The 12,247-nt window shown below is 48.8% G+C and carries 12 protein-coding genes; 2 read left to right on the top strand and 10 right to left on the bottom strand.

The genetic code is table 11. The features are described 5' to 3' along the window. Positions 1-43: 43 nt before the first annotated feature. Positions 44-634, top strand: coding sequence for a biotin transporter BioY (locus A7K91_RS07385; protein WP_068681214.1), 591 nt, complete (start codon positions 44-46; stop codon positions 632-634). 129 nt (positions 635-763) lie between these two features. Here A7K91_RS07385 and A7K91_RS07380 read toward each other — a convergent pair whose 3' ends face one another. From A7K91_RS07380 to A7K91_RS07370, 3 genes are all read right to left on the bottom strand, one after another. Next, complete coding sequence (locus A7K91_RS07380; RefSeq protein WP_068681212.1) at positions 764-1,276, bottom strand: YlbF/YmcA family competence regulator; 513 nt, start codon at positions 1,274-1,276, stop codon at positions 764-766. Between the two features lie 22 nt (positions 1,277-1,298). Continuing rightward, the gene (miaB, locus tag A7K91_RS07375) at positions 1,299-2,876 is read right to left on the bottom strand and encodes a tRNA (N6-isopentenyl adenosine(37)-C2)-methylthiotransferase MiaB (RefSeq protein ID WP_068681210.1); all 1,578 of its coding nucleotides are present in this window, start codon (positions 2,874-2,876) and stop codon (positions 1,299-1,301) included. Positions 2,877-3,084: 208 nt separating this feature from the next. Beyond that, positions 3,085-3,696, bottom strand: coding sequence for a TetR/AcrR family transcriptional regulator (locus A7K91_RS07370; RefSeq protein WP_068681208.1), 612 nt, complete (start codon positions 3,694-3,696; stop codon positions 3,085-3,087). Between the two features lie 195 nt (positions 3,697-3,891). On the opposite strand from A7K91_RS07370, the gene A7K91_RS07365 reads away from it, so the two are divergent. Next, positions 3,892-5,385, top strand: coding sequence for an MDR family MFS transporter (locus A7K91_RS07365; protein ID WP_068681206.1), 1,494 nt, complete (start codon positions 3,892-3,894; stop codon positions 5,383-5,385). An 83-nt stretch (positions 5,386-5,468) separates the two neighbouring features. Here A7K91_RS07365 and A7K91_RS07360 read toward each other — a convergent pair whose 3' ends face one another. From A7K91_RS07360 to recA, 7 genes are all read right to left on the bottom strand, one after another. Beyond that, a complete protein-coding gene (locus A7K91_RS07360; RefSeq protein ID WP_068681204.1) occupies positions 5,469-6,041 on the bottom strand; it encodes a phosphate propanoyltransferase in 573 nt (190 codons plus the stop codon). A 191-nt stretch (positions 6,042-6,232) separates the two neighbouring features. Further along, positions 6,233-7,177: a dipeptidase gene (locus A7K91_RS07355; RefSeq protein WP_068681202.1), complete on the bottom strand. Its 945-nt coding sequence runs from the start codon at positions 7,175-7,177 to the stop codon at positions 6,233-6,235. A gap of 85 nt (positions 7,178-7,262) precedes the next feature. Continuing rightward, on the bottom strand, positions 7,263-7,523 hold the full coding sequence (locus tag A7K91_RS07350) for a stage V sporulation protein S (RefSeq protein ID WP_006036664.1): 261 nt from the start codon (positions 7,521-7,523) through the stop codon (positions 7,263-7,265). Positions 7,524-7,662: 139 nt separating this feature from the next. Next, positions 7,663-8,457 (bottom strand): TIGR00282 family metallophosphoesterase, encoded by a 795-nt coding sequence (locus A7K91_RS07345; RefSeq protein ID WP_068681200.1) that lies wholly within the window; start codon positions 8,455-8,457, stop codon positions 7,663-7,665. A 68-nt stretch (positions 8,458-8,525) separates the two neighbouring features. After that, positions 8,526-10,076: a ribonuclease Y gene (gene rny, locus A7K91_RS07340; protein WP_425415647.1), complete on the bottom strand. Its 1,551-nt coding sequence runs from the start codon at positions 10,074-10,076 to the stop codon at positions 8,526-8,528. Between the two features lie 187 nt (positions 10,077-10,263). Beyond that, positions 10,264-10,965: a regulatory protein RecX gene (locus A7K91_RS07335; protein ID WP_156739390.1), complete on the bottom strand. Its 702-nt coding sequence runs from the start codon at positions 10,963-10,965 to the stop codon at positions 10,264-10,266. Between the two features lie 99 nt (positions 10,966-11,064). Beyond that, complete coding sequence (gene recA / locus A7K91_RS07330; RefSeq protein ID WP_068681198.1) at positions 11,065-12,117, bottom strand: recombinase RecA; 1,053 nt, start codon at positions 12,115-12,117, stop codon at positions 11,065-11,067. Positions 12,118-12,247: the final 130 nt, after the last annotated feature.

The following is a 12,247-nucleotide window of genomic DNA, read 5'->3' as shown; positions in this document are numbered from 1 at the left end:
GTTAACAATAAAATAACAAGACCTGAAGGAGACTATCTCTACCATGCAAATCATTCAAATTCGCGCATTAGTCTTTACCGCATTATTTGCCGCCTTGTTCATTGTGCTTAGTATGCAGCAAATGCGTCTGCCCATTTCCGCCATTCCCATTACGCTTCAAACGTTAGGCATCATCTTTGCGGGTCTTTTTCTAAAGCCCAAATACGCTTTTGGGAGCATTGTAGTCGTTATTTTGCTGACATTACCCGGTCTACCCTTATTTGGGGGCAGAGGAGGCCTCTCGCATCTGCTGGGAGCAACCGGCGGGTTTATCTTTGCTTTCCCTTTTTGCGCGTTGCTGACCAGCATGGCCATTAACCAGGTGTTCAAAAGAGAAAAAATCAGTCAAAACAAGCCGATTTTACTATTTTTATTGTTTCTAATCTTTTTTGTAATCAGCTCCGCGCTTTCTTATCCAACAGGGCTGTTATGGATGAAGCATGTGTTGACCGATTATACGTGGACCAAAACGGTTAATGTTGCGTTGACCTTCCTCCCGGGAGACGCCATCAAGTCGGCGTTTGGCGCTATTATCGGCACAGCTATGTATTCGTACATCAAGGACTTTCGCTTGCGGCTGGAGGCTCGTTCATAGCGGACATTCACAGTCCTTTCTCCCTAATCGGCATAACCAGTTCAGCAAAAAAACCTTCAGCGGCTCCCTTCTCGTTCCGGGAGCTCTGAAGGTTTTTTCTAAAAAGGGGACATGTTAGTAAGACATGTCCTAGTCGATGCATTCCTCGGGGTCCGGGAGCTGCGCGTCTTCCATGTTGATTTTTTCGGAAACGGTGTCGCGGATAACCGTTACGACCATTTGGAGCAAATAATTGATGTCGCTTTGGCTTTGCTGGAACTGCGAAACAATCGGTATGCCATCCAGCTCATCCTGGAGAGTTTCCATTTCCGCTTCGATTTTTTTGACCATATCGGCATTTTTAAAGGTTGTTTCAAACGCCACAACTTCTTTTTGCTTTTTCTTGATTTGAGCAATCAAATCCTGAATGCGTTTGTTTCCGTTGATTTGAGCCTCGGCCCTCCGGTATTGCTGGACTTCCGCCGAATGATAGATGACATCGGCCAGCTCCCTTGTTTTTTGCAAAATATCGTCTTTTACAATCAGATCGCGAGTATGGAAGGATGGAATCGAAGGCCCTTCGCCATGATTGCATCCGTCGTGATGATGATGCTCCCCGTCATGCCCCTTAACCTGATCATTCTTTAGCCCCTGTTCTGCCATCGTATTCGCTCCTTATATGCCGTTACACAACGGCTTGTTCTGAAGGGATGCCAATTGGCTCCGCTTTAATATACCAGGTTTGCGCATCCGTAACCCTCGCCTGCACAAATTGGCCAATCCATTCCTTTGGACCCTCCAGGTGAACGAGTTTGTTGGTCCGGGTGCGTCCCGACAGCACATCGGGATTGTTTTTGCTTTCGCCTTCAATCAGCACTTCGATACTTTGGCCGATCAGCTGTTCATTTTTTTCCCTGCAGATAGAAGCCATCAAGTCATTAAGGCGTTTAAGCCGTTTTTTCTTGACCTCCATAGGAACGTTATCCTCCATACCGGCAGCCGGCGTGCCTTCCCTCGGAGAATAAATGAATGTATAGCCGAATTCAAAGCCGACCTGCTCGACCAGAGACATCGTTTCCTCAAACTGCTCGTCGGTTTCGCCAGGAAAACCCACGATGATATCGGAGCTGAGCACAACATCCGGAATGGCGGCTTTAATTCTGGACACCAGCTCCAGGAAGCTTTCGCGCGTATATTTCCGGCTCATTCGCTTAAGCACCTCGGTGCTTCCGGATTGCACCGGCAGATGAATATGCTCCACCAGATTGCCTCTGGTCGCCAGCACCTCGATTAAATAATCGTCGAAGTCGCGCGGATGGCTCGTTGTAAAGCGGACCCGCGGGATGTCGATTTGCGAAATATCCTTCATCAAATGGCCAAACCGGTAATCCATGTCTTCAAAATCTTTGCCATACGCGTTGACGTTTTGTCCCAGCAGCGTAATTTCCTTATAGCCCTTGCGCGCCAGCTCACGGACCTCCGCGATAACATCCTCCGGCCTGCGGCTTCTCTCCTTGCCCCGGGTAAAAGGAACGATGCAATACGTGCAGAACTTGTCGCAGCCATACATAATGTTAACCCAAGCGCGCAGTCCCTCGCGTTTTTTGGGCATGTTTTCAATAATGTCGCCTTCCTTGGACCAAACCTCTACAACCATTTCCTTGCTGAAATAAGCAGATTCCAGCAGATTCGGCAAGCGGTGAATGTTATGGGTGCCAAAGATCATATCGACAAAAGAATGCTTTTGCAGGATACGGCCAACAACGGACTCCTCCTGCGACATGCAGCCGCATACGCCAAGCAGCAGACCCGGCTTTTCGGTCTTGAGCACCTTCAAGTGGCCAAGCTCGCCAAACACCTTATCCTCCGCATTTTCACGTATGGCGCATGTATTGAGAAGAATGACGTCCGCCTTGCTGCGGTCATCCGTCCAGACGTAGCCCATCTCCTCAAACATGCCCTTCATAACCTCGGTGTCATGCTCGTTCATCTGGCAGCCATAGGTCTGAATCAGATAAAACTTGCCAATCCCCATTGTTTTGAGCTCTTCCGGAATCGAAAAGTCGTAATGCACCTGAATATCTTCCTTGCCGCGCTTCTTTTCATCCTTATACGAAGGAGCGGCGTTAATTTGGATATTGCGCCCTTTTATCCGGTAAGTCGTTTTCCCCTCTTGCTCGTCAATGATTTTGGCATCGGAAAAATCAAAGTATTTGGAATAATCCTTTTCCGTTTTCTGGAGCTTTGAATCGGTCTCCTTCATTGCTATCCATTACCTCATTTCATGATCCGTCCATTCAATTGAACACAATCTATAATTTCGGTTCATTTTGAACAACCTCTATAAGCATCAATAAAAAATTATATCACAACCGCCTGATCTAATCCATCGTAGCGAGGGCAAAAAGTCCCGAATTGGAGCGTCAGGGCGCGCCTTCACGCCACAGGCAGCGCTGCGAACGGAAATGACATTAATCCTTGGCGGCAAATAACGGCGCAATGACGGATTGATAGAAGTTATCTGCGACTTGCTGGGAGGTATATCCTCTCTCACAAATCAAATGGCTGTACATGTGCGGCGACAGCATCGAGATATAGGCGTGCGCCGTAAATTCCGCATTAATGGGATGAACCAGCTCATCGTTGGTTGCGCTCATAAGCAGCTTTTCCAGCAAACCGTGCATTTCACGGTATGGCTGCGACTTCAAGAAGTCTTCTTTGTTAAGTGTGGGCGTATTCTGAGTATGAATGACGCCAAGCCACTGCAGCTTTTTATCTAAAAAATAAACCATAATATCGACGACTTGCTTAAGCCGGCTGGAAACGGGCTCATGCTGCTTTTCTTCGACGATTTCCCGGACCCTGCGGATCAGCTCGTTAAAATTGCCATGCATCATCTCCATGCATAAATCAGCTTTGTTGCCGTAGCGCCGATAAAGCGTTCCTTGGCCGATACCTGCCTTCTTGGCAATTTGATGCATGCTTACGAATTCAACGCCATGCTTGTCAAAAAGCTCGCTGGCCGTTTTTTTGATGACTTCTCTCAGTTCCTCACTTGAACGAGGAGCATTTCCAGTCGTCATTGTCATTTCTCCTTAGCTAGGGTTCTCCCTAAAATATAAAATTTACTGCATTGACTTTTATCCTAATCGTTTGTATTATTCTTAGGTGCGGACAATTGTCCGCTAAAGTTAAACCTATCTTTATTGTAGCCGCACCAGCCAGTGCGGTCAATGAATGACAGAGTCAATTCGGTTTAAGCCAAGGAGGAACAACGAATGTCAACATCTGCAACAAGTCCCAAAAACGAGCAGGCGCTTTCCATCAAAAGCATAATGCTCCCCCTAATCGCAATCATTGTAGGCATGTTTATGGTCATACTTGACGGTACGGCGATGAATGTTGCAATTGATCAATTTATGAAGGACTTTCAAAGCAGCTTTTCGCTCGTGCAGTGGACCATAACGGGATACGCGCTTGCGCAAGCCGCCGTTATACCGCTCGCAGGCTGGTTATCGGACCGTTTTGGAGCCAAAAGGATTTTTCTCACCTCGATCGTGCTGTTTACATTGGGATCGCTGCTATGCGGCATCGCAGGTTCCATTGAGCAGCTCATTATCTTCCGTATTATGCAAGGCCTGGGCGGAGGCATGGTTGCGCCAATTGCTATGGCCTTTACTTACCGGCTTAGCCCTCCCGGCAAACAAGGAGCCGTTATGGGCATGATCGGCATTCCGATGCTGCTTGCACCGGCGCTGGGTCCCGTTGTTTCCGGCTGGCTCGTTGAATACGCAAGCTGGCATTGGATTTTCCTGATCAATTTGCCAATCGGCATAATCGCTGTTATTGTCGGCATTCGCACCTTGCCTAATCTGGAGCGTCAAACCGTTCCTTCTCTCGATTTGCTTGGGATGATTTTTGCCCCGCTCGCTTTTGCCGGTCTTGCTTACGGCATCAGCTCTGCTGGCGGCGAGCATGGCGGCGGCAATGGCTGGACCGCGCCGGAAACGCTGTTTGGCCTAATTGGCGGCGGCATTGCCCTGATTATTTTCATTATTATTGAATTGAAACGGAAGCAGCCCCTGCTTGAGCTTCGCGTTTTCAAATCCAGCGACTTCACTCGCGGCATTTTGCTGCAATGGATCGTTCAAATCGCTTTGTTCGGCACCCTGTTTCTGATTCCTGTCTTTTTGATTCAGGCCAAAGGCTTTTCTGCTTTTGAAACAGGATTGATTTTGCTGCCTCAAGCGTTGTCCGCCGGCATCGGCATGCCGATTGGCGGCAAGCTGTTTGACAAATTTGGCGCAAGGCCCGTTGTTTTGTTCGGCTTGGCGCTGATTACAACAGGCGCGTTCCTGCTGTCGACTATATCGGCCAGCACAAGCATTCCGGAAATTATGCTTCGTCTTGTTCTGCTTGGTCTGGGTATGGGCTTCTCCATGATGCCGCTGAATACGCATATCATACAGTCAGCGCCCAAGCATCTGGTCGGCCGCGTTACTTCGCTGACAGGCGCAGCGCAGCAGGTGATGAGCTCTTTTGCCATCGCAGGTTTGTCCACCTTGCTGGCTGACCGCGTCAAGCATTACACTGCCGTTAATCCCGGTCCGGACATTCCTTATTTCTCTTTTGGCGACGTATTTTTTATTCTGGGCTGTGTCGCCGTGTTTGGCATGCTGGTTGCGTTGCTGCTCCGCAGACCCAAACCCCAAGGCCAGCCGGATGGTTCCGAAGCCGGCACTGAACAAGTGAATATGATGATGGGCCACTGATTATATGGCTCGACCTACGAAAAAACGGAGCAGGGATATCAATCCCGGCTCCGTTTTTCATATTCCGTTCTATCTGCGAAAAATTAATCAATAATTTCCGCAATATCTCCGTTTTTTACGCCTGCCGCATTTGCTTCATCGGTATCGATATGCATGTCCAGCGCAAAATCATCCGAAACGCGGGCAATAACATGCTCGAACACAACGCCGCGCTCTCCGCCTACGCGAACGCGAAGCTTGGATTTATCCGCGATTCCAAAACGCTCGGCATCGCTTGTATGGAAATGAATATGGCGCGCTGCAACAATTACGCCCTCTTCAATCGTCACTTCACCAGCCGGGCCCGCAATTGTAATGCCCGCAGAGCCTTTAATATCGCCGGACTCCCGAACAGGAGCCTTAACGCCAAGGGTAAATGAATCCGTCTGGGAAACCTCCAGCTGAGTCGCTTTACGCGCCGGACCCAAAATTCTCACTTTCGGAAAAGTTCCTTTGCTTCCCGTTACGCTCACCGTTTCATTGGCGGCGTATTGTCCCGGTTGAGACAACGGCTTCATCTCGGTTAGCTGATACCCTTTGCCAAACAGGATTTCAACATGCTCCTGAGACAAATGAATATGTCTTGCTGATACGCCTACCGGTACTTTCTTTTCCATTCTGTACACTCTCCATCCTCCAATATGTCTTCCAAACCGATCAAATGAACACTTCGCGGCTTATAAATGCCTTCGACCTCTCTATCATAGCATTTATTGGTTTTCAGAAACAAGCAATCAGAAGTGTCCGGTTCATTACAGTTTAACGAAATACTGGTGATGGAGAGTGTTCCAGCTTCGCTTGCTGCTGCTTATGAAGGGAGATTGCGTTCAAAAAAGGACCAGGCATTTTGCGACATAAACCCTCGCGTCTGCTCCTCTGTAAACCGTTTAAGCAGCTCGTTGCGCAGATTATATAGCTGGCCGGGATGCGAGAGACCAGGGACATGTTCGTCTATCCCGTCAAAATCGGAACCCAGCGCAATAGCATGTTCTCCGCCCAGTGAGCAGATATAATCAATATGTCGCAGCACATGTCCCACCGTTGCGTTTCCGCTAGCCTCTAAAAACCACGGCACAAACGTAACCCCGATCAAGCCGCGCTTCAGAATCAGTGCTTTTATTTGCTCATCGCTTAAATTGCGGGGATGGCTGCATATTGTGCGTGCGTTGGAATGCGACGCCATAAACGGCGTATCCAGCAGTGCCGCTACATCCCAAAAGGCCCGCTCCGACAAATGGGAGGCATCCAGCAGTATGCCCAGACTGCGGCATTGCCTGACAAATTGGCTGCCGGAGGCCGTTAATCCGCCTCCTCTTGCCTCCATGATGCCGTCAGCCGCCCAGTTTGCGCCGTTCCACGTCAGCCCCACCGCGCGTACGCCTAGCGTATGCAGCAGCCGCAGCAATACAACAGGATTGGCCTGCAAAGCGGATACTCCCTCCAGAGACAGCATCGCCCCGATAGCTCCTTCCGCACGGCATTTCTGCAGCTCCTCCCTGCTACGGACAAAAACAATGCCAGGGCAGCTTAACACCTTCTCATAAAATAAATCTATACTTTCCAATAAGGGATACAGCCCCCTGTCATCCAGCCGGGGAGGAATAAATACCGCAAAAACCTGCAGCCGGCTCCCGCATTCGCCTAGCCGCTCATAGGTTACATCCAGCCCCCCTGTTCCATCTCCATGTAAATTCGGCACTTTTCCCGTCATCAGCTTAAATAAAGCATCACAATGCAAATCTATGCTTTCCATTGCAAGCCCTCCCAAGCAAAAAGCCTGTTTACGGTCGTAAACAGGCAAAATCGCTCCATGTATTTTTTCCGGCTTTTTATCGCCTCTATCGCGGCTCAACGATCAGCTTGATCGCGGTACGATCTTCGCCGTCGATAACAATGTCCGTAAATGCCGGAATACAAATTAAATCTACGCCGCTTGGAGCAACAAATCCTCTGGCAATCGCTACCGCCTTGATCGCTTGATTGAGTGCGCCGGCGCCAATGGCTTGAAGCTCGGCCCCGCCGCGTTCCCGTAGAACCCCAGCCAACGCGCCAGCAACGGAATTAGGATTGGATTTGGCTGAAACCTTTAATACATCCATGAAAAGTACCTCCCCTAGAATGTTGGATGGTTCCCACTTTTAAAATAATATTCGAGAGAGGTGGAAAGATTCCTGCTTTTCAAGGTTAAAATTAACTGTTCATTCTGAATTATTAGATTATTATGACGAAAAGGCCGCTTTACATCAGCAGCCAATCCTCTTCCGTAAGACGAATTTTTGTTGCTTTTTGGGCTTTTCCCGTTGCTTCGTCAATTTGAATGACCAGACCATGCAAATGCCATTTTCCTTCATCAACAACAAACCGCGATGGCAGTCCAGTCAAAAAACGATGCAGCACGGCTTCCTTCTCCATGCCCAATACGCCTTCCTTGGAGCCCGTCATCCCAACATCCGTTATATAAGCCGTCCCGCCGGGCAGAACAGTATCGTCATTGGTTTGTACATGAGTATGTGTGCCAAGCACAACAGAAGCTCTGCCGTCCAAATACCAACCCATCGCTATTTTCTCGGAGGTCGCTTCGGCATGAAAATCAACCAAAATGGTTTTGGTGCGCTCTGCGGCTTCCTCGATCAACTCATCGGCCTTCTGAAAAGGACAATCATTAGGAGGAAGAAAAGCTCTGCCCTGCAAATTGATAATGGCCATGCTTTTGCCGCCGCCTTGAATATAAGCCATGCCTTTACCTGGCGCAGCCGCAGAAAAGTTGGCGGGACGGACAATGCGGGGTTCATCGTCAATCCATCCAAAAATATCTTTATTGTCCCACGTATGATTTCCCATCGTAATGCCATGTACGCCCCAGTCAAAAAACTCCTTGGCAATCGCTTTTGTAATGCCTCTGCCGGCGGCGGCGTTTTCTCCGTTTACGATAATGATATGCGGGTTGTATTTGCTCCGAAGCGCCGGCAACGTTTCTTTTAGCGCACTTCTGCCCACATTTCCAACAATGTCGCCGATAAACAATACATTCATCTACAGGTTCCTTCCTGAAAAGAACAGAAAAGTGGCTGACGGGCAGCCACTTTTCCGAACAACATTTTTTATTTGGCGTATTCCACTGCCCGCGTCTCGCGAATAACGGTAACCTTGATATGTCCCGGATAATCCAGTTCACTCTCGATTTTTTTCGTTATGTCGCGAGCAAGACGGAATGCTTCCGTATCATCGATTTTCTCAGGCTGCACCATAACGCGCACCTCGCGTCCTGCTTGAATCGCATACGATTTCTCCACGCCGTCGAAGGATTCCGTAATGGCCTCCAGCTTCTCCAGACGTTTGATGTAGGTTTCAAGCGTTTCACGACGCGCTCCTGGTCTAGCTGCCGACAAGGCGTCAGCCGCGCCGACCAGCATCGCAATAACAGAAGTTGCTTCCGTATCGCCATGATGGGATGCAATACTGTTGATAACAACGGGATGCTCTTTGTATTTTTTGGCCAACTCCACGCCAATTTCCACATGGGAGCCTTCCACTTCATGGTCAAGCGCTTTGCCGATATCATGAAGCAGACCCGAACGTTTCGCAAGTGTAATGTCCTCGCCTAATTCGGCTGCCATAAGACCAGTCAAATACGCAACCTCCATGGAGTGCTTCAGCACATTTTGTCCATAGCTCGTCCGGTATTTGAGTCTGCCCAAAATCTTGATTAAGTCAGGATGCAATCCATGCACGCCCACTTCGAAAGTAGCCTGCTCGCCATACTCGCGAACCCGCTCGTCGATTTCCTTGCGGGATTTCTCGACCATTTCTTCAATACGCGCCGGATGGATACGTCCATCAGCTACAAGCTTCTCAAGAGAGGTTCGGGCAATTTCACGTCTAATAGGGTCAAAGCCCGACAGAATGACCGCTTCCGGTGTATCGTCGATAATGAGATCGATACCAGTCAATGTTTCCAGAGCGCGAATATTCCGGCCTTCGCGACCAATGATACGACCCTTCATTTCCTCATTTGGCAGCGTAACAACGGAAACCGTCGTTTCTGCCACATGATCGGCCGCACAACGCTGAATTGCCAATGAAATAATGTCACGCGCTTTTTTGTCGGCTTCTTCCTTAGCCTGCTGCTCGATCTCTTTGATCATTTGCGCGGTTTCATGGCGTACTTCCTGCTCGACGTTGGTCAAAATAATCGACTTGGCGTCTTCCATTGTCAAGCTGGATATACGTTCCAGTTCGCTTTGCTGCTGTTTGTAAATACTGTCGATCTGTTCCTGGGTTTCTTCAATCCGTTTTTCCTTGTTGGCTACAGTTTCTTCTTTGCGTTCCAAAGTTTCCAACTTTTTATCCAGCGACTCTTCCTTTTGTAGCAGCCGTCTTTCTAAACGCTGTACTTCGTTGCGCCGCTCGCGAATGTCCTTTTCAGCTTCTGTACGGAGTCTGTGGACTTCGTCTTTCGCCTCAAGCACCGTTTCTTTTTTCTGTGCTTCTGCGTCCTTTTTTGCGTTTTCCACAATTTGAACCGCGGCTTGCTCAGCACTTGAAATTTTTGCCTCGGCAATCGACTTTCGAGTAAAATAACCAATCCCAAAGAAAATTGCGCCAACAAGGATGCAAACGGGGATGAAGATCCAGATGTTGATCTCTCCCATCTTGTTCACCTCCTTGCCGCATACACCAAGGCATTGCTTGGGATGATATTTGGTTTTAACCGGCTTCCATACCGTTTCATCGTACACATTTTGACGAAAATAATACTTTTGAATCAACTTTTGGAAGAAAAATCGATTCAGCCGTAAAGGAATACACTTTCATTTTATCTTTTCATAAAATCAGTTGTCAAGCAAAAGCCCCATCTTCTTCCTCAGGTGAAGAATGGTCGGGTTCCCAGCTTACACCCCTAATGACTTCCCTCACGATAGGAGAAGGAAATCCGCGGCGAAGCAAAAAGGCAGTCAGCTTGTTTTTCCTGGCGCGAAGCTCTCCTTTTAGGGAGCGGCTTTTTTTATCCGCGAGTTTTTGGGCGGCTGCAAGCTCGCTGCTTTCATCCACATCGGATAATGCAGCAGCTGCAAGCTCCTTCGGCACGCCTCGCTGCTGCAGCTCCTGCCTGATCATCAGCCTTCCCTTTAACCCGGAATTCATCCGGCTAAGCGCGAATTGCCTGGCATACTCTTCATCATCTACCAGATTTTCATTTTCTAAACGGTCAAGGGCATGCTCGATATATTGCTCTTCTATGTCTTTGCGCTGCAAATATTGTTTAATCTGGCTGCGGGTCCGCGGTTTCACACCCAGATAACGCAAGCCTAAACTATAGGCCTGGTGCTGCATATCCTTGATAACGACCTCCTGGAGCAGCTCCGGGGTAATTACGCTTCCCTTAAATAGCCGATACGCCACCATAATATCTTCATGGAGGGACAATAGAAGCTTTCCTTCCGCACCATATAGCAAATACCTGTTTCTTGCCTCTTTTTCCACCCGCACAGTTATAATTTCCAGCTCTTCGCCTGCTGCATGTTGAAAATCTTGATTCAAAACGTTTTCCGCTCCTTCCACTGCCCAAACCACTGCACTAAAACAAAAAACTCCGCCTTGCTCCTGGTAGAGTGGCGAAGCTTTATCGTTTATAATACGTTATTCGATTTCTTCGAAATCGTCATCCTCATCTTCATCCTGTGAGAAGTTCGCAGGCGTTGCCGTTGCGGACAAATCGCTTGCATCGCGGATTTTCTTTTCAATGGCGGCTGAAATTTCCGTATGCTCCTTCAAAAACTGCTTGGCATTTTCGCGGCCTTGTCCAAGACGTTCGCCATCGTAGGAAAACCATGCGCCGCTTTTTTGTACGATGTCCATTTCTACACCAATATCAATCAAGCTGCCTTCTCTGGAAATGCCTTCGCCATACATAATATCAATCTCCGCTTGCTTGAACGGCGGAGCCACTTTGTTCTTAACAACCTTGATTCGAGTACGGTTACCGACCATGTCGTTGCCTTGCTTCAGCGTTTCGACACGACGGACATCCAGGCGAACGCTGGAATAGAATTTAAGGGCTCGTCCACCCGGCGTTGTTTCCGGGTTGCCAAACATAACGCCAACCTTCTCGCGAAGCTGGTTAATGAAAATGGCGATCGTTTTGGATTTGGAGATGGCCCCGGACAGCTTCCGCAATGCTTGCGACATAAGGCGCGCTTGCAGACCTACGTGGGAGTCGCCCATATCTCCTTCAATTTCAGCTTTCGGTACTAGAGCCGCTACGGAGTCGATAACAATGATGTCGACAGCTCCGCTGCGTACCAGCGCTTCTGCAATTTCCAGCGCCTGCTCGCCTGTATCCGGCTGAGACAGGAGCAGCTCGTCAATATTGACGCCAAGCTTGCTGGCATACAGCGGGTCAAGGGCATGCTCCGCATCGATAAAAGCGGCTTGTCCGCCAATCCGCTGCACCTCTGCGATGGCATGAAGCGCAACCGTTGTTTTACCTGACGACTCAGGACCGTAAACCTCTATAACTCTTCCTCGCGGCAAACCGCCGATTCCAAGCGCAATATCTAGGGCAAGGGAGCCGCTGGGTACGGTCTCAACCTGCATATGAGTTGATTCACCCAATTTCATAATGGAGCCTTTGCCAAATTGCTTCTCAATTTGACGAAGGGCGTTGTCCAAAGCTGCGCGACGATCCGCCAAAACACTCACATCCTTCACGATTTATATTGCTATCATAACTCATTTCCGAAGCTTTGCCAATCCTTTTTTCGAACAAACATTCGTATTTTTTGTGGATATAAAAAAACCGCAGCAAAGTATTCTTCGCCAC

Source organism: Paenibacillus oryzae, from assembly GCF_001675045.1.
In the GTDB taxonomy this organism is placed as follows: Bacteria; Bacillota; Bacilli; order Paenibacillales; family Paenibacillaceae; genus Pristimantibacillus; species Pristimantibacillus oryzae.
This window is presented reverse-complemented; position numbering and strand designations above follow the sequence as displayed.